The sequence below is a fragment of the Jatrophihabitans sp. sgz311053 genome (assembly GCF_056135305.1).
In genome coordinates this window covers 191865-210655 of record NZ_JBWAXP010000001.1, presented here as the reverse complement: position 1 = coordinate 210655, position 18791 = coordinate 191865, and the positions used below count along the sequence as shown (strand labels likewise).

General features: G+C 72.1%; 18 protein-coding genes. 15 read left to right on the top strand and 3 right to left on the bottom strand.

The genetic code is table 11. The annotated features are described in order from the left end of the window. Positions 1-41: 41 nt before the first annotated feature. The 7 genes from AC0NZQ_RS00715 to AC0NZQ_RS00685 all read left to right on the top strand — a co-directional run bounded on the left by AC0NZQ_RS00715 (position 42) and on the right by AC0NZQ_RS00685 (position 7957). The gene (locus tag AC0NZQ_RS00715; RefSeq protein ID WP_474527694.1) at positions 42-1523 is read left to right on the top strand and encodes an AMP-binding protein; all 1482 of its coding nucleotides are present in this window, start codon (positions 42-44) and stop codon (positions 1521-1523) included. Further along, positions 1510-1758 carry a glutaredoxin family protein gene (locus AC0NZQ_RS00710; RefSeq protein ID WP_474527693.1) on the top strand — a complete coding sequence of 83 codons (249 nt, stop codon included), beginning with the start codon at positions 1510-1512 and terminating at the stop codon, positions 1756-1758. Before AC0NZQ_RS00715 ends, AC0NZQ_RS00710 begins: the two co-directional genes overlap by 14 nt. A gap of 184 nt (positions 1759-1942) precedes the next feature. Then, positions 1943-2650: a redox-sensing transcriptional repressor Rex gene (locus AC0NZQ_RS00705; protein WP_474527692.1), complete on the top strand. Its 708-nt coding sequence runs from the start codon at positions 1943-1945 to the stop codon at positions 2648-2650. Beyond that, positions 2647-3945: a glutamyl-tRNA reductase gene (locus AC0NZQ_RS00700; protein WP_474527691.1), complete on the top strand. Its 1299-nt coding sequence runs from the start codon at positions 2647-2649 to the stop codon at positions 3943-3945. The genes AC0NZQ_RS00705 and AC0NZQ_RS00700 overlap by 4 nt, the downstream gene beginning before the upstream one ends. Further along, positions 3945-4862, top strand: a complete 918-nt coding sequence (gene hemC / locus AC0NZQ_RS00695) for a hydroxymethylbilane synthase (protein ID WP_474527689.1) — start codon at positions 3945-3947, stop codon at positions 4860-4862. Before AC0NZQ_RS00700 ends, hemC begins: the two co-directional genes overlap by 1 nt. Beyond that, positions 4859-6421: a bifunctional uroporphyrinogen-III C-methyltransferase/uroporphyrinogen-III synthase gene (locus AC0NZQ_RS00690; RefSeq protein ID WP_474527688.1), complete on the top strand. Its 1563-nt coding sequence runs from the start codon at positions 4859-4861 to the stop codon at positions 6419-6421. Before hemC ends, AC0NZQ_RS00690 begins: the two co-directional genes overlap by 4 nt. Positions 6422-6565: 144 nt before the next feature. Next, positions 6566-7957 carry a hydrolase gene (locus AC0NZQ_RS00685; protein WP_474527687.1) on the top strand — a complete coding sequence of 464 codons (1392 nt, stop codon included), beginning with the start codon at positions 6566-6568 and terminating at the stop codon, positions 7955-7957. 60 nt (positions 7958-8017) lie between these two features. Here the strand turns inward: AC0NZQ_RS00685 and AC0NZQ_RS00680 are convergent, their stop codons facing one another. Beyond that, positions 8018-8863: a DUF6461 domain-containing protein gene (locus tag AC0NZQ_RS00680; RefSeq protein ID WP_474527684.1), complete on the bottom strand. Its 846-nt coding sequence runs from the start codon at positions 8861-8863 to the stop codon at positions 8018-8020. A gap of 53 nt (positions 8864-8916) precedes the next feature. Here AC0NZQ_RS00680 and hemB point away from each other — a divergent pair, with 53 nt between their 5' ends. Together hemB and AC0NZQ_RS00670 are read left to right on the top strand one after the other, a co-directional pair. Continuing rightward, a complete protein-coding gene (hemB, locus tag AC0NZQ_RS00675; protein ID WP_474527682.1) occupies positions 8917-9912 on the top strand; it encodes a porphobilinogen synthase in 996 nt (331 codons plus the stop codon). Next, positions 9909-10898: a GNAT family N-acetyltransferase gene (locus AC0NZQ_RS00670; protein ID WP_474527681.1), complete on the top strand. Its 990-nt coding sequence runs from the start codon at positions 9909-9911 to the stop codon at positions 10896-10898. Before hemB ends, AC0NZQ_RS00670 begins: the two co-directional genes overlap by 4 nt. On the opposite strand, the gene AC0NZQ_RS00665 is transcribed toward AC0NZQ_RS00670, so the two are convergent. Then, a complete protein-coding gene (locus tag AC0NZQ_RS00665) occupies positions 10876-11820 on the bottom strand; it encodes a DUF389 domain-containing protein (RefSeq protein WP_474529375.1) in 945 nt (314 codons plus the stop codon). The genes AC0NZQ_RS00670 and AC0NZQ_RS00665 overlap by 23 nt on opposite strands. Before the next feature lie 127 nt (positions 11821-11947). Between AC0NZQ_RS00665 and hemL the strand changes: the two genes are divergently transcribed. Further along, positions 11948-13249 carry a glutamate-1-semialdehyde 2,1-aminomutase gene (gene hemL, locus AC0NZQ_RS00660; RefSeq protein WP_474527680.1) on the top strand — a complete coding sequence of 434 codons (1302 nt, stop codon included), beginning with the start codon at positions 11948-11950 and terminating at the stop codon, positions 13247-13249. Here the strand turns inward: hemL and AC0NZQ_RS00655 are convergent. After that, positions 13230-14033, bottom strand: a complete 804-nt coding sequence (locus tag AC0NZQ_RS00655) for a maleylpyruvate isomerase family mycothiol-dependent enzyme (RefSeq protein WP_474527679.1) — start codon at positions 14031-14033, stop codon at positions 13230-13232. The genes hemL and AC0NZQ_RS00655 overlap by 20 nt on opposite strands. Positions 14034-14090: 57 nt before the next feature. On the opposite strand from AC0NZQ_RS00655, the gene AC0NZQ_RS00650 reads away from it, so the two are divergent. The 5 genes from AC0NZQ_RS00650 to ccsB are packed head-to-tail and all read left to right on the top strand — an operon-like array spanning position 14091 to position 18711. Continuing rightward, on the top strand, positions 14091-14732 hold the full coding sequence (locus AC0NZQ_RS00650) for a histidine phosphatase family protein (protein ID WP_474527678.1): 642 nt from the start codon (positions 14091-14093) through the stop codon (positions 14730-14732). 55 nt (positions 14733-14787) lie between these two features. Continuing rightward, a complete protein-coding gene (locus AC0NZQ_RS00645) occupies positions 14788-15363 on the top strand; it encodes a TlpA family protein disulfide reductase (protein ID WP_474527677.1) in 576 nt (191 codons plus the stop codon). Then, complete coding sequence (locus AC0NZQ_RS00640; protein WP_474527675.1) at positions 15363-16115, top strand: cytochrome c biogenesis CcdA family protein; 753 nt, start codon at positions 15363-15365, stop codon at positions 16113-16115. The genes AC0NZQ_RS00645 and AC0NZQ_RS00640 overlap by 1 nt, the downstream gene beginning before the upstream one ends. Then, complete coding sequence (gene resB / locus AC0NZQ_RS00635) at positions 16112-17701, top strand: cytochrome c biogenesis protein ResB (RefSeq protein ID WP_474527673.1); 1590 nt, start codon at positions 16112-16114, stop codon at positions 17699-17701. Before AC0NZQ_RS00640 ends, resB begins: the two co-directional genes overlap by 4 nt. After that, positions 17701-18711 (top strand): c-type cytochrome biogenesis protein CcsB, encoded by a 1011-nt coding sequence (gene ccsB / locus AC0NZQ_RS00630; protein WP_474527671.1) that lies wholly within the window; start codon positions 17701-17703, stop codon positions 18709-18711. Before resB ends, ccsB begins: the two co-directional genes overlap by 1 nt. Positions 18712-18791: the final 80 nt, after the last annotated feature.

Here is an 18791-nt window from a genome sequence, read left to right as displayed (position 1 = left end):
GTGGCCGTGATCCGACGGCGGGCAGGTGACAGGGTGGAGCCGTGAGCACCGGACGAACGGACGTGAGCAATCCGGCCGATCTGCTGCGCCGCGCGGCCCGGCAGCGACCGGACGGCCCCGCACTCGTCGACGGCGACCGACGGTGGAGCTGGCATGACCTCGACGCCGCCGTCGACGCTGCCGCCCTCGACCTCGCCGACCGTCTCCCGGAGGCGGGTGCCCGCGTCGCGCTGCTGCTGCCGACCAGCGCCGAGTTCGTGGTGTCCTACCTGGCGACCCTGCGGGCGGGGCTCATCTGCGTGCCGATCGACCCCTCGTACACGCAGGCCGAGGTCGACCACATCACCGCCGACGCCGGGGTCTCGCTGCTGGTCGACGCCGCCCTGGCGCGCGAGCTGGTGGCGTCCCGGCGTTCGGGACCCGCCGACGGCGCCGCCGGCGCGGTCCGGGGCGGCGAGGACGTCGTCGCCGTGCTGTACACGAGCGGCACCAGCGGCAAGGGCAAGGGCGCGATGCTCTCCGCGCGAGCGCTGCTGGCCAACGTCGAGCAGGTGTCGCGGCTGAGCCCGCCGCTGGTCGAGGCCGCCGACGTCGTCTTCCTCCCCGTCCCGCTCTCCCATGTCCTGGGCCTCAACGCCGGTCTCGGTGCGGTGCTGCACAGCGCTGCGACCCTCGTCCTCGGCGGTGCCTCCGGCTTCGATCCGGCTGCCACGCTCGCGACCATGGCGGCAGAGTCCGTGACCACCGTCCTGGCCGTCCCCGCCCAGTACGCCGCCTGGCTCGCGCAACCCGGCTTCGCCACCGGCTTCGGTCGGGTGCGGTTCGCGATGGCGGGCTCGACCCGACTGGGGCGCGGCCTGGTCGATCGCTACGAGCGGGCCGGCGTGGCGCTGCGGGAGGGGTACGGACTCACCGAGACCGCCCCGGTCGTCGCGTTGAGCACGCCGGCGGACCCGGCCCATGCGGCGGCGGGTTCCGTCGGCCGGCCGGTGCCGGGGCTCGAGGTCGAGCTGCGTGACACCGACGACGAGGTGGTGGCCGACGGCGACCCCGGCCGACTCGTCGTCCGAGGGGACAATCTCTTCTCCGGTTACTGGCCCGACGGGCGGGACGGTCCCGATGCCGACGGCTGGTTCGCCACCGGCGACATCGCCGTCACCGACGCCGACGGTCGGCTCCGCCTGGTCGGACGGGTCACCGATCTGGTCATCGTCAACGGCTTCAACGTCTACCCGGCCGAGGTCGAGACCGTCCTGCTGCGCGCCGAGGGCGTGGCGGAGGCGGCGGTGGTCGGGGCTCGGGACGCGCGCACCGGCGAAGCCGTCCACGCCTATGTCGTGCCGGTCCCCGGCGTGGAGCTGGACCCGGCCGCGCTGACGGCGCAGGCGGCGGCGGTGCTCGCCCGCTTCAAGGTGCCGACGGTGGTCCATGTCGTCCCCGCCCTGCCGCACACGGTGACCGGCAAGGTGAAGAAGTGGCAGCTCGGCGAGGAACCGGCAGGCGGCGTCGATGGCTCCGCGTGATCACGTGGTGACGGTGATCACCCGGCAGCAGTGCCATCTGTGCCACGAGGCCGAGACGCTGCTCGCCTCGCTCGCGGCCGAGCTGGGCTTCACGCTGCGGCTCGCCGATGTCGACGCCGTGCCGGCGTTGCGCGCGGAGTACTCCGACCGGGTGCCGGTGATCCTCGTCGACGGCAGGGAACACGGGTACTGGCGCGTGGAGGAGGCGCGCTTGCGCAAGGCCGTCGCACGCTGACGCGGCGGGCTGTACCGCCGGCGACGTCCCACTATCACGCAGTGCGACGATTTGGGAAAACTTTCACGAGCGGCGTACCTTCGGTCTCGCAGTCAGCCACTACCACACGGGCCCGATCGCCTGCCCGCCCGGCCCGTCCACGGCCGGTCGCGGGGCTGTGCGTCGCCCATCTTCCGAGGTGTCGATGAACGTCCCGCGCAGTGATCGCGGTGCCGTCGGCACGGTCGCGCCGAGTGGGCTGCAGAACGTCCCGGACGCCACGGTCGCCCGGCTGGCGACCTACCTGGGCGTGCTCGCCCAGCTCGCCGAGCGCGGCGTGGCGACCGTCTCCTCCGAGGAGCTGGCGACGGCGGCCGGCGTCAACTCCGCCAAGCTCCGCAAGGATCTCTCCTACCTGGGCTCGTACGGCATCCGGGGCGTCGGCTACGACGTCGGCACCCTGACGCTGCAGATCTCCCGCACGCTCGGCCTCACCGTGCACCGGTCGGTGGCCCTCGTCGGTGTCGGTCACCTCGGGCAGGCGCTGGCCGGCTACGCCGGATTCGCCTCGCGCGGCTTCCGGGTGGCGGCGCTGCTCGACTCCGATCCCGCCCTCGTCGGCAGCATCGTCGAGGGCTGCCGGGTGCGCGACATCGCCGAGCTCGACACCGTCGTGGCGGAGGAGCAGATCACGATCGCGGTGCTCGCCGTCCCGGACAAGGTCGCCCAGGACGTCTGCGACCGTCTCGTGGCCGCGGGGGTCACCAGCATCCTCAACTTCGCTCCGGTGGTGGTGTCCGTGCCCGATCACGTCGATGTCCGCAAGGTCGACCTCGCCGCCGAGCTGCAGATCCTCTCCTTCCACGAGAACCGCAAGGCCGCCGCGGCCCTGACGAAGGCGGCGAACTCGTGAGCCTCATCGTCGTCGGACTCTCCCACCGCACCACTCCGGTGTCGGTGCTCGAGCGCGTCGCCGTCGCCGCGGACGACCTGCGCAAGACGCTCGAGGAGCTGCACATCGCCGAGACCATCAGCGAGGTGCTGGTGCTCTCGACCTGCAACCGCGTCGAGGTCTACGCCGACATCCCCCGCTTCCACCCCGGCGACTTCGAGATCCGCTCGGTGCTCGCCCGCCACGCGGGCATGGCTCTCGCGGACCTCTCCGACCACTTCTACGTCCACTTCGCCGAGGCGGCCGCCGAGCACATGTTCAGCGTCGCCTCGGGCCTGGACTCGATGGTGGTGGGCGAGTCCCAGATCCTCGGCCAGCTGCGCGCGGCCTACGCGCTGGGCACCGAGCTCGGTTCGATCGGCACGGTGCTGCACGACCTCACCCAGACCGCGCTGCGGGTGGGCAAGCGCGTCCACAGCGAGACCGGCATCGACCGCGCCGGCGCCTCCATCGTCTCGGTCGCCCTCGACCGGGCCGAGCAGGCGCTGGGCGGCGGCCTGGCGGGTCGTAGCGCGCTGATCGTCGGCGCCGGCTCGATGGGCGCGCTGGCCGGTGCGACCCTGCGCCGTCGCGGCATCGGCGAGATCGTCGTGGCGAACCGGACGCTCGACCGCGGTGAGCGACTCGCCGCCACCCTGGACGGCCGGGCGGTCGGGCTGAACGATCTGGCCCGCGAGATCGCCGAGGCCGATCTGGTGGTCTCCTCGACCGGCTCGACCGGGCTGGTCGTGGAGTCGCACCTGGTGGCCTCGCGCGCCGAGCGGCCGCTCTGCGTCCTGGACCTCGCCCTGCCGCGCGATGTCGATCCCGCCGTCGCCGTCATCCCCGGCGTCACCTACGTCGACCTCGAGGCGCTGCGCGGTGGCGGGGCCATGGTCAGCGACTCCGAGGTCGACGCCGCGAGCACCATCGTGGCCGACGAGCTGGCGGAGTACCTGCTCGCGCAGCAGCGTCTGGCCGTCGCCCCCACCGTCACCGCGCTCCGCGCGCGGGCACGGCAGGTCGTCGACGCCGAGCTCGTCCGCTTGGACGGCCGGCTGCCCGACCTGGACCCCACCGACCGCCACGAGGTGGCCGAGGCCGTCCGCCGTGCGGTGGAGAAGGTGCTGCACGCGCCGACCGTCCGGGTCAAGGAGCTGGCCACCACCCCCGGCGGCGACCAGTACGCCGCGGCGCTGCGGGAGCTGTTCGGCCTCGACCCCGCCGCCGCGGAGTCCGTCGCCGCGGTGAAGAAACCGTCCGGTGAGGTGCGCTGATGGCTCCTCGTACCTTCCGGGTGGGCACCCGGGCGAGCACCCTTGCCCGCGCCCAGACCGACCAGGTCGTCGCGCAGCTCGACGCCGCCGTCGAGATCGTCCCGGTCAGCACCGAGGGTGACCGCTCGTCCGCCGCCCTCGCCCAGATCGGTGGCACGGGAGTCTTCGTCTCCGCGCTGCGTGACGCGCTGTTGGACGGCTCCATCGACATCGCGGTGCACTCGTTCAAGGATCTGCCCACCGCGCCGGCGCCCGGCATCACGGTGGCGGCCGTCCCGCCCCGCGAGGACAACCGCGACGTGCTCGTCGCCCGAGACGGGTTGACGCTCGGCGAACTGCCTGCCGGTGCCCGTGTCGGGACCGGTTCGCCGCGGCGGATGGCCCAGCTCAACGCGCTCGGCCTGGGGGTCGAGGTGGTGGCGATCCGCGGCAACATCGACACCCGCGTCGGCAAGGTGACCCTCGGCGAGCTCGATGCCGTGGTGCTCGCCTACGCCGGCCTCAAGCGGATCGGCCGCCACGACGTCGTCACCGAGGTCCTCGACCCCATCCAGGTGCTGCCCGCGGCGGCGCAGGGGGCACTGGCCATCGAGTGCCGCTCCGACGACGACGAGGCGGTGGCGCTGGTGGCAGCACTGGACCACGCCGACACCCGCGCGGCGGTCGCCGCCGAGCGGGCCCTGCTCGAAGCGCTGGAGGCGGGCTGCTCCGCCCCCGTCGGCGCCATGGCCGAGATCGCCGAGGGCGACGACGGTCCCGAAGTTTTCCTCCGCGGTTCGGTGACGGCGATCGACGGCAGTGGTGCCGTGCGACTCTCCGCCACCGGACCCACGACCGATGCCGACGGCGTCGGCCGGCGGCTTGCCGCCGAGCTGCTCGCTGACGGCGCTAACACCATGATGGGGAGCTCTACATGACCCGCGCCCGCAAGACCGTCGGCCGCATCACCTTCGTGGGTGCCGGCCCCGGCGACCCCGGTCTGCTCACGGCCCGAGCGACGGACGCGATCCGCGACGCCGAGCTGGTGATCGCCGACGCGGCGGTCCCCGCGGCGATCCGGGACCTCGCCGCCGTCGAGGTCCGTGCCGCCGAGGCGGCCCCGGCCGACACGGCCAAGACGGCCCTCGCCGAGGCCCGCAACGGCCTGCACGTGGTGCGCCTCGTCGCCGGTGACCCCTTCGCCGACGACGCCGTGGTGAAGGAGACGCTCGCCGTCGCCAAGACGGTCGTCCCGTTCGACGTCGTCCCCGGCATCGCGCTCGGTACCGGCACCGCCACCTATGCCGGTGTCCCGGTGGGCGCGGTCCGCACCGAGGTCGACCTGGCCTCGGCGCAGGAGGCCGACTACGAGTTCCTGGCCTCGGCCAGCGGCACCGTGGTGATCACGATCGACGCCGCTGAGGTCGAGACCGTCGGCGAGCAGCTGGTCGCCAACGGCCTCAAGCCCGACACCGCCGTCGCCGTCAGCTGCGCCGGCACGACCACCGGCCAGCAGACCGTCACCGGGCAGATCGGCGACCTCGGGCTGACCACGGTCGGCATGTCCGGCCGCCTCGTGCTCACCATCGGCAAGGCTGCCGCCTCGCGCGAGAAGCTCGCGTGGTGGGAGTCGCGCTCGCTCTACGGCTGGAAGGTCCTGGTGCCGCGCACCAAGGACCAGGCCGGCTCGATGAGCGACCGGCTGCGCGGCTTCGGTGCGGTGCCCGTCGAGGTCCCGACCATCGCCGTCGAGCCGCCCCGTACGCCCACCCAGATGGAGCGCGCCATCAAGGGCCTGGTGACCGGCCGCTTCGAGTGGATCGTCTTCACCTCGACCAACGCCGTCCGCGCCGTCCGGGAGAAGTTCGAGGAGTTCGGTCTGGACGCCCGCGCCTTCGCCGGCGTCAAGATCGCCTGCGTCGGGTCGGCCACGGCCGAGGCCGTCCGCGCCTTCGGCATCAAGCCCGAGCTCGTCCCGGCGGACGAGAACGCGTCGTCCGAGGGGCTGCTGGCCGACTTCCCGCCCTACGACGAGGTGCTCGACCCGATCGACCGGATCCTGCTGCCGCGCGCCGACATCGCCACCGAGACGCTCGCCGCCGGGCTGCGAGAGCTGGGCTGGGAGATCGACGACGTCACCGCGTACCGGACCGTGCGCGCGGCGCCGCCCGCGGCCGAGATCCGCGACGCCATCAAGTCCGGTGGCTTCCAGGCCGTCTGCTTCACGTCGTCGTCCACGGTGCGCAACCTCGTCGGCATCGCCGGCAAGCCGCACGCCCGGACCGTCGTGGCCTGCATCGGCCCACAGACCGCGGCCACCGCGACCGAGTTCGGCCTGCGGGTGGACGTCCAGCCCGAGCAGGCGACGGTCCCGGCGCTGATCGACGCGCTGGCCGAGTTCGCCGTCGAGCGTGCGGCCGCCGAGAAGGAGAAGGTCGCGGCGGCAGCTGCGGCCAAGAAGCCGGCCCGCTCCGGCGCCCGCCGCGCTTCGCGCTGAGGTCCACCCCCCGCCGTTTCCGTGATCAACAGGCGGTTCCGGTCGTCACCGCGACCGAAACCGCCTGTTGATCACGTCGGGGGGTGGTGCGAGTTGCCCCGACGTCACCAAAATGTCGCATTTGGGCCGCTAGCATCTCGGCTCATGCGCTCTCGACCCTTGCTGCTGGCGGCCACCCTCGTCGCCGCTGTGGCCCCCGCCCTCGTCACCACCGTCGTGACGGCTCCCGCTGCCCACGCGGCCACCCCGTACCGCGTCCTCTTCGACGACACGTCGGCCGAAGAGGCGGGCAACGCCGACTGGATCATCTCCACGTCCAAGCCCGACCCGACGGCCCAGGACGCGACCCCCTCGGTCGAGTCCGACTGGACCGGCGGCATCTCCGCCTGGGGCGTCGGGCTGCAGAAGACCGGCAACTACTCGCTGAAGACGCAGTCGTCCGGCTCGATCACCTACGGCGGCAGCGGCTCGCTGGACCTCACCAACTTCGACGCCCTCGTCCTGCCCGAGCCGAACATCCTCTTCACCGCCGCCGAGAAGACCGCGATCATGACGTTCGTGAAGAACGGCGGCGGGCTGTTCATGATCAGCGATCACAACCAGAGCGACCGCAACAACGACGGCGCCGACTCGGTGGCCGTCCTCAACGACCTGATGACGAACAACTCCGTCGACAGCTCCGACCCCTTCGGCTTCAGCATCGACAAGCTCAACATCGACAACGAGAACCCGAACGTCATCGGCTCCGGTGCGCCGGCCGCCGTGGTGAACGGTCCCTTCGGCACCGTCAAGGGCACGATCATCCGCAACGGCACGACGGCCACCCTCAACCCGTCGGACAACTCGGCCGTCCGTGGCGTCGTCTATCGCAGCGGCTACTCGGCCTCGGGGACGACGGGCGCGGCGGTGGCGACCTCCACCTTCGGCTCCGGCCGGGTCGCGTTCTGGGGGGACAGCTCACCCATCGACGACGGCACCGGGCAGTCGGGCAACACCCTCTACGACGGCTGGGACGACTCCGCCGGCACCAACGCGGCCATCGCCCTCAACACCACGCAGTGGCTGGCCGGCGGGACCACGACCGGGGGCGGCACGGGTGGCGGTACCGGCGGTGGCACCAGCTCGGCGCTGGCCAACGGCGGGTTCGAGAGCGGCACAAGCCCGTGGGCGCTCAACGGGGCCACCATCGTCACCAGCCAGGCTCACAGCGGGACGCACTCGCTACACCTCGGCGCGACCAGCTCCACCACCGACGCCGCCTCGCAGACCTTCACCGTGCCGGCGTCCGGTTCGCTGACCTGGTGGACGCGGATGACGACCACCGACACCTCCGGCACCGCTCACGACACGCTGACCGTGAAGCTTGGCGGGACCACGCTGAAGACGTTCTCCAACACCGGGACCACCGCCACCTGGCAGTCGTCGAGTGCGTCCCTGGCCGCCTACGCCGGACAGTCGGTGACACTCACCTTCAGCGCCAGCAACGACGCTTCGAGCCCGTCCACCTTCTGGGTGGACGACGTCGCCGCCGGCTGACCGCCATCGATCGGGGAGTGCCGGTCCCGCTCAGCGGGACCGGCACTCCCGAATCGTGGCTCAGGGGTCGACGGCCACGGCGAGGTCGTAGCTGTCGATGTCGACGTCGGCCGGGGTCACCCGGTAGCCGGTGACGCGCCGCACGAGTTCGAGCGAGGTGGCGTCCATCCACTCCGAGTAGCGGCCCCCGAACGGCAGTCCGCGCTCTTGCCGGAGGCGGCGGCCGAGGTAGTCCGTCCCGCTGAACGGTTCGAAGGACCGGGTGACCCGGCCGCGGCGTGCCACCGTGAACGAGGTGTCCAGTTCGATGTTGCAGAAGTAGACCGCTGCGACACCCTTGCGGCTCAGCCGGCCGGCCTCGTCGGTGGCGAGGAAGTTGTTGTCCTCCAGGATCAAGGTGTACGGCCCCCGACGGACGGCGGCGACAAGCTGCGGGAACGGGCCTTCCTGGCTCCCCGGCTCCTGGACGCTCTCGACGATGTCGATGGCACGCCGGGTCGTCGCCACCGGTCGCGCCGGGAAGAAAGGGTGGGGTGCGACGGTCGCGAGCGCCTGCCGTACGGAGAGCCCCCGGAGCACGGTGAGGGTGAAGGCCTCGGGCAGGGCGCCCTGCTTGCCCGTCCACGCGAACCTCCGGGCGGCGCGAGGGATCGGCGTGGAGGGTTCCGGAGGTCGCGGCGCGGTCGCCGTCGGTCGCGGCGCGCTCGTGGGCGCGAGAGGGGACGGACCGGGCGCCGGAGGCGTGCCCTCCGTCGTGTCGAGGTACCAGCCGAAATCGGCGTCACCGGGGTCGGCGGAGACCTCTAACCTGAGGTAGCCGGGCTCCGGGGACTGCAGGGAGGTCGAGGCGGTCAGCGATCCGCCGAGCAGGGCCGCGATGAGCCCCACCCCCACAGCCCTCCGCACCTGCATTGGATAGCACGGCAGGGGCCCGGGTGGCGAGTCCTACGCTGGGACGGGTGAGCCTGCCCGAGCTGCCGCCCTTCCCCGTCTCGCGTCCCCGCCGGCTGCGCCGGACCCCTGCGCTGCGCCGGCTGGTGAGCGAGGTGACGGTCCGTCCCTCTGACCTCGTGCTCCCGATGTTCGTGCGCGAGGGCATCACCGAGGCGCAGCCGATCTCGTCCATGCCCGGCGTCGTCCAGCACTCGCTGGACTCCCTGGCCAAGGCCGCGACCGAGGCCGTCGAGGCCGGCGTCGGCGGCGTGATGCTCTTCGGCGTCCCCGAGGGCAAGGACGCCGTCGGCTCCGGGGCCGATGCCGAGGACGGCATCCTCAACGTCGGCCTGCGGCGGCTGCGCGACGAGCTCGGCGACGCCACGGTGCTCATGGCCGACCTCTGCCTGGACGAGTTCACCGACCATGGTCACTGTGGCGTCCTCGACGAGCACGGCGCCGTGGACAACGACGCCACGCTGCAGCGGTACGCCAACATGGGCCTGGCACAGGCGGCTGCGGGCGCCCACCTGCTCGGTACCAGCGGCATGATGGACGGCCAGGTCGCTGCCGTCCGCGCGGCCCTGGACGGCGCCGGCTTCGGCGAGACCGGCATCCTCGCCTACGCGCCGAAGTACGCCTCGGGGTTCTACGGTCCCTTCCGGGAGGCGGTCAACTCGTCGCTGCAGGGTGACCGGGCCAGCTACCAGCAGGACGCCACCCGCAGTGTCGCCGATGCGCTGGCCGAGGTCGCGCTGGACGTCGGCGAGGGTGCCGACCTCGTCATGGTGAAGCCGGCGCTGCCCTACCTGGACATCCTGCGCGCCGTCGCCGACGCCAGCCCGGTGCCGGTCGCGGCCTATCAGATCAGTGGCGAGTACGCGATGGTCGAGGCCGCCGCCGCGAACGGCTGGCTGGACCGGGAGCGCGTGATCATGGAGACGCTGACCTCGATCAAGCGGGCCGGCGCCTCGGTCATCCTCACCTACTGGGCAACCGAGGCCGCTACCGTGCTGCGGTGACCGACAGCGAGCCCGCCGCCGAGACCGCGGTCGACCCGGACGACCGGCGACCCACCGGTGCCGTGGTGCTGCGCGAGCCGCCGCGCAGCTGGGTCGAGGTGCTCGTCGTCGTGGCGGTCATCCTGGCGGGCTTCGGCATCGACCTCGTCATCGACGTCCGGGGCGCGGTCGCGCACCTGCCCGGCTGGCTGGTCGCGCTGGCGCTGGTCAGCGGGGTGGACGCGATCTTCGTCGGCGCTGCCCGCGCCACCCGCACTCTCGTCGTGACGACCGACGAGGTCTGGGTCGGTGACGAGATGCTCGTCCGTGCCGAGGTGGCCGGCTTCGCCCCCGCGGTCGCGCGTGACCTGCCCGTCCTCGGCTGGCCGAACGGCAAACCCGGCCGGACGAAGGGGGTGGCGCTGCGGTTGGACGACGGGCGGGACGTGCTGGTGCCGTCGCGTCACCCGCAGCGTCTGGCCACCGTCCTCGGGCTGGCCGAGGTGGCGGACCACCAGCCGCCGTCGATCCGAGCGGCGGAGCCGGCCGACCTGCCGCTGCTCGCCGAGATCGACGAACGCGCCGAGATCGTCTTCGGGCTGTCGGGGGTCGAGCTGCCGACGATCGAGTTCGCGGTCGCCGCGGACGCCGTCGCGACCTGGGTCGCCGAGGATCCGCGCACCGGCGTCGTGGGCTTCGCCGTCGTCGCGGAGGTCGACGGCCATGCCCACCTGGACGAGATCGCCGTGCTGCCCAGCGTCATGCGCACCGGCCTCGGCTCCCGACTGCTCGACCATGCCTGCGACGCGGCGCGAGCCGCCGGGTACCCCGCGATGACCCTCTGCACCTTCGCCGACGTCCCGTGGAACGGCCCCTGGTACAGGGCCCGTGGCTTCAGCGTCGTCGAGCGGCCGACCGGGGGGCTCGCCGCCCGGCGAGCGCGGGAAGCCGAGTTGGGCCTGGACGCCGCGGGGCGCCGGATCGTCATGCGGCGCGAGCTCGGCTGACGTTCCGCTCGTGCCGACTGTCCCGACGGGCCTGGACCGACTGCAGTGCGACCAGCGTGACCACTCCGGCAGCCACGATCCCGACGAGGTTGATACCGAGCTGCAGCAGCGACTGTCCGGCCTGGTACCAGAGGTTGCAGGTCGCAGCGACGGCGACGTTGCCCGCGGCCGGGATGGTCGTGACGGAGATGAAGACGCCGACGAGCGCGGCCGATTTCGACGATGTCAACGACAGCGTTCCGGCGGCGCCGGCCACCAGGGCGGTGATGAGCGAGAACCAGCCGGGGTGATAGATGAACTCGGTCTGGTCGTGGTTGTTCAGGGCGCTGACGTCGAAGAGCCCGGCGGCGCGTCCGAGCAGGGACAGCGCCGCCGTCAGCAGGATCGCCAGGACGAAGCCGGCCACCACCGCCACCGCCGCGCGGCGGACGATGATCATTCGTCGACCGACGAGGCCGACGGCGACCGCGGCGAGCGGACCGAACTCCGGGCCCACGACCATCGCACCGACGATGGTGATCGTCGAGTTGGTGACGATGCCGATGGCGGCCAGGACGGCAGCCAGCACCATGAAGGCGCAGAAGGTCCAGGTGAGGATCGAGTCCTCACCGGTGCGGGAGGCGAGGTCATCCCAGATCAGCGCGTCCGCGCCTTCTCCGGGGGCATCGGCCTCCGCCTGCTCGGCGAGCCGGCCGAGCGCGGTGTCGAGCGGCGTCAGCGTGACCATGCCGCGTTCGAGCGCGCGCATGGCGCGCAGCTGGTCGAGCAGTTCGTCGACACTCTCCCGCGCGATGTCAGCACAGACGATCGTGCCGTCACTCGATGCCGTGCGCGTGACCGCGACGGTCCCGACCTGATCGGCCACCGTGGTGAGCACCCGGTCGGCCTCGTCGTCCGGGCACACCACCCGCAGCTGCAGCATCGCCACGAGGCACAGTAACCGGCCGACCCCGCCGATTCGCCATACGGAGCGGATGCGGGCCGTACGCCAGTTCACCGAGGCGACGGTGCGCCGTCGACCGTCGGCACGCGAATGGCACAGTGGACCAGTGGCCGATGCACCGATCTCCGCAGACCTCTTCGAGCGCGCGCAGCGGGTCATTCCCGGCGGCGTGAACTCGCCGGTACGGGCCTTCCGTGCCGTCGGGGGGACGCCCCGCTTCATGGTCAGCGGTTCGGGCCCCTATCTCACCGACGCCGACGGCTCCCGTTACGTGGACCTCGTGTCGTCCTGGGGTCCGATGATCCTGGGCCATGCGCATCCGGCGGTGGTCGAGGCGGTGCAGCGGGCGGCGGCCTCCGGACTGTCGTTCGGCACGCCCACCGAGGGCGAGCTCGCGCTGGCCGAGGAGCTCATCGGGCGAGTCGCCCCCGTCGAGCAGGTGCGGCTGGTCAACTCCGGCACCGAGGCGACGATGTCGGCGGTGCGCTTGGCCCGCGGCGTCACCGGACGGCACCGGGTCGTGAAGTTCGCCGGCTGCTATCACGGCCACGTCGACGCGCTGCTCGCCGCGGCCGGCTCCGGCGTGATCACCCACGGCCTGCCCGACACCCCCGGCGTCACCGGCGCGCAGACGGCGGAGACGATCGTCCTGCCCTACAACGACCTCGCCGCGGTCGAGGCCTGTTTCGCCGAGCACGGCGCCGACATCGCCTGCGTCATCACGGAGGCCGCCGCCGGGAACATGGGCGCCATCGCGCCCGTCGACGGCTTCAACGCCGGGCTCCGCGAGATCACCCGCCGCCACGGCGCGCTGTTGATCATGGACGAGGTCATGACGGGCTTCCGCGTCTCGGCCGCGGGCTGGTACGGCCTGCAGCCGGTCGACGCCGATCTCTTCACCTTCGGCAAGGTGATGAGTGGTGGCCTGCCGGCAGCGGCCTTCGGTGGCCGTGCCGACGTCATGGCCTATCTCGCGCCCGCCGGCCCGGTCTATCAGGCCGGAACGTTGTCGGGGAACCCGGTGGCCGTGGCGTCCGGGCTCGCGACGTTGCGCCATGCCACGCCCGAGGTCTACGCGCGGCTCGACGAGCTGGCCCGGACGATCGGTGCCCTGGCCTCGCAGGCGCTCACCGCCGAGGGTGTCGCGCACCAGCTGCAGTACGCCGGCAACTTCTTCTCGATCTTCTTCAGCGAGCAGCCCGTGCTCGACTTCGCCGGCGCGCAGGCGGCCGAGACGTGGCGCTACGCGCCGTTCTTCCACGCGATGCTGGACGCCGGGGTGTACTTGCCGCCGAGTGCCTTCGAGGCGTGGTTCGTCAATGCCGCCATCGACGGCGACGCCCTCGCCGTGATCGAGGCGGCGCTGCCGGCGGCGGCACGGGCGGCTGCTACTGCATCCCGTCCTTGACGAGGGCGGTGAAGCGCTCGGCGTCGCCCTGCACGGAGACCTCCCCGAAGCCGGGGCGGCACCACAACCAGGCATCCAGCTCGGCGGCCGTGGCGTGCACGCTGAAGTCGGGTTCGACATCGGTCTCGCTGTGGTCGGCGACGAGCTCGAGGGCGTCCTGCCCGTCGTAGGTCTTGCCGGTGTCGGGGGAGTGGCCCGACCAGCTGCCGATGCGCACCGTCCAACGGCGGTCGGTGTCGGTGGCGTGCAGCCGGCCGACGGGGCCGGTGGGCTGCCAGTCGGCCCAGCCCGGCCGCCATGTCTTGCCGAAGCGGAGCACCACGTCGATGCCGTCGTCGGCGAGCTCGACCGGCAGCGGCGACGGCGCCAGACCGGCGGCGAGCTCGGCGTCCACCCGGTGCATCAACGCCTCGTGGGCCTGGAAGCGCCGGACGAAACCGACGCTCTGGTCGCTGGCCCACGTCCACACCGGCTCGTTGTCGTCGGCCGCCGCGAGGGCCCGCAGCAGGTCGTCGGTGGTGCGGTCGTAGAGGGCCGCTATCGCGTGGTGGTCCGCGGGTCGGGTCAGCGCGCCCTCGACCTCGCCGTCGACGACGTCGCCGTCGGTGATGCGGCGGCCGACCACCTCGGCCCACACGTGATGGACCTCGGTGAGGTGCCAGAACAGGTCGGCGGCGTCCCACTCCGGACAGGTCGGGACCCGGGCGGCCGGATCCGTCTCGCTCAGCACGGCGGCGAAACGGGCTGATTCGTCACGGACGTGGGCAAGCAGGTCGAGAGCCATGCGGTGGACCCTAGCTGTGACCCCTGACACCGCACGGCGTCTGCGACGATGACGCCCATGGCCGCCCCGCAGACGACCGTCGTCCACCTGCTGCGTCACGGCGAGGTCTTCAACCCCGACGGCGTCCTCTACGGTCGGTTGCCGGGTTTCCGGCTCAGCGAGCTCGGCGAGCGGCAGGCCCGGGCGGCGGCCGACTGGTTCACCGGCCGCGACGTTACCTATTTGGTCTCCTCGCCGTTGCAGCGGGCGCAGCAGACCGCCGCGCCGGTCGCGGCGGCGACCGGCCTGCAGATTGCCACCGACGAGCGCCTCATCGAGGCGGCCAATGCCTTCGAGGGGCGCCGCGTGGCCGGGGGCTCGGGCCTGTTCCGGGACCCGAAGATGTTCCGGTTCTTCCTCAACCCGCTGCGGCCGTCCTGGGGTGAGCCGTACGCGCGCATCGCCGCTCGGATGATGGCGGCCGCCGCGGCGGCCCGCGACGCCGCCGCCGGTCACGAGGCGATCTGCGTGAGCCATCAGCTGCCCATCGTCTGCGCCGGTCGCCTCGCCCGCGGCCTGCGGCTGCCGCACGACCCGCGCAAGCGACAGTGCAGCCTCGCCTCGGTGACGACCCTCACCTACCGGGGCGAGACGATCGTCGACGTCGGCTATCACGAGCCGGCGTCCGGCCTGCCCGCCGGCCACGGCACCGGTGCCTAGCGGTTACTGAACCCGATTCCCGCGGGCACAGGTCGGTGGCGCACACTGGTCGGCGATGTCCACGCGCCGTATGCTGCCCCGTCTCGCCCTCGCGATTGCCTGCCTGACCCTGCTGGTCGTGGCCGGCTGCAGTGGCGACGCCGGCACGTCGAAGTACTTCCAGTACGGCAGCGCGACACCGGTGGGCACGCTCATCCCGAAGGACAAGCGCAAGCCGGTCTTCGACATCGACGGCTCGATCGTGACGACGGGGACCAAGACCTCGCTGGCGTCGCGGAAGGGCACCGTCACGGTGGTGCCCTACTGGGCGTCCTGGTGCGGACCGTGCCGGGTGGAGATGCCGCTGCTGCAGAGCGTGCAGCGGACCTACGGCGACAAGGTCGACTTCCTCGGCGTCAACTTCAAGGACGACCGGTCGAGTGCGAAGTCGTTCCTCTCCGCTTTCAAGATCACCTTCCCGAGCGTCTACGACGAGACCGGGCGCAACGTCCAGAAGCTGGGCAACAGCCCCGCCGGCCCGCCGTTCACGATGGTGGTGGACAAGTCCGGCAAGGTCGCGGCCTTCTACGTCGGCCGCTACGCCGAGAAGGATCTCGAGCGCGCGATCGACACGCTGCGCGCGGAGACCTGATGCTTCTCGCCGAGGGCTTCAGCGGCACGGTGCAGAGCGGCCCGATCCTGGTGGCTGCCGCGGTGGCCGTGCTCGTCGGCGTGATCGGCTTCCTCTCGCCCTGCGTGCTGCCGCTGGTGCCGGGCTATCTCTCCTACGTCGCCGGCCTGGCCGGTGAGGACGAGCGCCCCAGCCAGCGCCGCATGCTCACCGGTGCCCTGCTCTTCGTCCTCGGCTTCACCGTCATCCTGGTGGCACAGGGGGCGCTCTTCTCCCAACTCGGGGCCTTCTTCAAGACCCACGTCGACGTGCTGCAGCGGGTCTTCGGCGCCATCGTCATCGTGATGGGCGTGGTGTTCCTCGGTGGCGTCGGCTTCCTGCAGCGGGAATTCAAGATCCACAAGCTGCCGCGGCCCGGCCTGCTCGGGGCACCGCTGCTGGGGCTCGGCTTCGGCCTGGCCTGGACGCCGTGTCTCACCCCGACCTTCGCGGCCGTGGTCGGCATGTCCAGCGTGGACGCCACCGCCGGCCGCGGCGCGCTGCTGACCGTCTTCTACTGTCTCGGCCTCGGCATCCCGTTCCTGCTCGTCGCCGCCGGCTTCGGCTGGGTGTCGTCCGCCCTCGGCTTCCTGCGGCGGCATCGGCGGGTCGTCAGCGGCGTGGGCGGCGCGCTGCTCATCGGCATCGGCGTCCTGCTCGTCACCGGTCTGTGGAACGAGCTGATCATCCAGTTTCAGACCAGCGTCCCGCAGGACGCCGGGGTGCAGGTATGACCGGCGCAGGCGTGACCGTGCTCCGCCAGGCCTGGCGCCGGCTGACGAGCATGCGGACGGCGCTGATCCTGCTCTTCCTGCTCGCCGTCGCCGCCGTGCCGGGCTCACTGCTGCCGCAACGGCCGCTGAACCCCTCCGACGTCGACCAGTACATCAGCGACCACGGCGGGTGGGGGCGGTTCCTGGACCGCCTCGGCATGTACGACGTCTTCGGCTCGGTGTGGTTCGCCGCGATCTACCTGCTGCTGGCGGTGTCCCTCGTCGGCTGCCTCATCCCGCGCATCCGGGTCTATGCCCGCGCGCTCACCCGCCAGCCGCTGCCGGCGCCGCGGTACCTGAGCCGGCTGCCGGAGTCCGGCCGCTTCGAGACCCGACGCGCGCCGGCCGACTACGCGACCGCTGCCCGCGCGGTGCTCGGCCGCCGGTGGCGGGTCACCCGCCGGGTCGAGGAGAGCGGCGCCGTCACCCTCGCTGCGGAGAAGGGCTATTCGCGGGAGGGCGGCAACCTCGTCTTCCACGTCGCCCTGCTCGCCGCCCTGCTGCTGATCGCGGTCGGACGGCTCTACAGCTACGAGGGCAGTCGGGTCGTGGTCCAGGGCACCGGCTTCTGCAACACGGTCGCGCAGTACGACCAGTGGAAGCCCGGCCGGCTGGCGGCGAACGGCACGGTCCGTCCCGGCGACTTCTGCATCGACAGCCTGGACCGGTTCACCGACAAGTACAGCGCCTCCGGCGCGCCACTGTCCTATCGCGCTGACGTGACCTATCGCCGCAGCCCGGACGCGGCGGCGAAGCAGGCCACCATCACCGTCAACAACCCGCTGCGCCTGGACGGCGACCGGGTGTACCTCATCAACCACGGCTACGCCCCGACGGTGACGGTCCGGATGCCCGACGGCACCGTCCGCTCGAACGTCACCGCCGCCTTCCTGCCCACCAACAGCGGCACGTACTACAGCGAAGGCGCCTTCAAGTTCCAGAGCGGGCGGGACGACGGCCGGGACGTCGGCATCGCGGGCTTCTTCGCCCCGACCCCGTTGGAGACCTCGCCGGGCGTCTACACCTCGTCCTCGCCCGTCGCCCGTAACCCCGTGCTCGGGATGTTCGTCTACGCCGGCAGCATCAACCCGACCGGTCAGCCGGAGTCCGTCTACAACCTCGACACCACCGGCCTGAAGCGGATCGGTCGCGCCAACCTCCGGGTCGGCGAGACGGCGACCTTCCCCGGCGGCGTCCGAGTCACCTTCGACGGCTGGAAGCCCTGGGCGAGCCTGCAGGTCTCCCACGACCCGGCCCAGGGCTGGCTGCTCGGGGCCGCCGGCGCGATGGTGCTGGGGCTCGGCCTCTCGCTCGGCGTCCGCCGTCGGCGGTTGTGGATCCGCGTCACCCCCGCGAGCGGAGAGGGCCCGCAGTCACCTACCGTGGTGACGGTCGGCGGGCTCGCACGCAGCGACTCGGGCAACTTCACCGACGAGTTCGCCGGATGGCTGGAACGCCTGCAGCACGCAGGCGTGACGCCACCGGACGGCTCGCACGACACCGTCGCGGCGATGGACGCCGTCGGCACCGGCAGCAAGGAGTCCTGATGGCGGGAATCAACGGCGGCATGGCCCACCTGTCGGACGGCCTCTTCACCACTGCCATCGCGGTGTACGCCGTCGCCATGGTCGGCCACACCGCCGAGTACGCCTTCGGCCGCGTCGGACGGACCGCCGCCGAGAAGGCGGCCGAGCCGCAGCGACAGCTGGTGGGCGCTGGCGGGCCGTCGGTCGCTGCCGGCTCCGGGACCGACACCCCGGCCGCTCGCTCGAAGCGGGCCAAGGCCGACACCATCGGACGCTGGTCGGTCGCGGTCATCGCCCTGGGCGCGCTGATCCACCTGGCGTCGATCCTCGTCCGCGCCCTCGCCGTCGACGCGGTGCCGTGGTCGAACATGTACGAGTTCGCCTCGGTCTCCGGACTCGTCGCAGTCCTCGCGTTCCTGGCCGTCCTCTGGAAGGCGCCGAAGCTGCGGCCGCTGGCCGGCTTCGTGCTGCTGCCGGTCATCATGCTGATGTTCCTCGCCGGCACCGTCTTCTACGGCGAGGCGCAGAAGCTCGTCCCGGCGCTGCAGTCGTACTGGCTGGCCATCCATGTCTTCCTCGTCTCGATCGGCGAGGGTGCCCTGCTGACCAGCGCCGTCCTCACCGCCCTCTACCTGCTCAAGGCGCGGCACGACAAGCAGGTGGCCGCCGGCACCGTGAAGAGCGGCGGGCTCGCGTCACTGTCGGAGCGGCTGCCGTCGGCCGAGACGCTGGACCGCGCCGCCTACCGAGTCGTCGCCTTCTCGTTCCCGCTCTACACCGTCGCCATCATCTGCGGCGCGATCTGGGCCGAGGCCGCCTGGGGCCGGTACTGGGGCTGGGACCCGAAGGAGACCTGGGCCTTCATCGTCTGGGTCATCTACGCCGGGTACCTGCACGCCCGCGCCACCGCCGGCTGGAAGGGCCGCTCCGCGGCGTGGATCAACCTCGCCGGCTTCGCGGCCATCGTCTTCAACTTCATCATCGTGAACCTCGTCGTCACCGGCCTGCACTCCTACGCCGGCGTGAGCTGAGGCGTCGCGTCCCACGCCGAGGCGTCGCGTCCCGCGACGGCGTGAGCTGAGCCATCGCGTCCCACGCCTGCGTGAGCTGT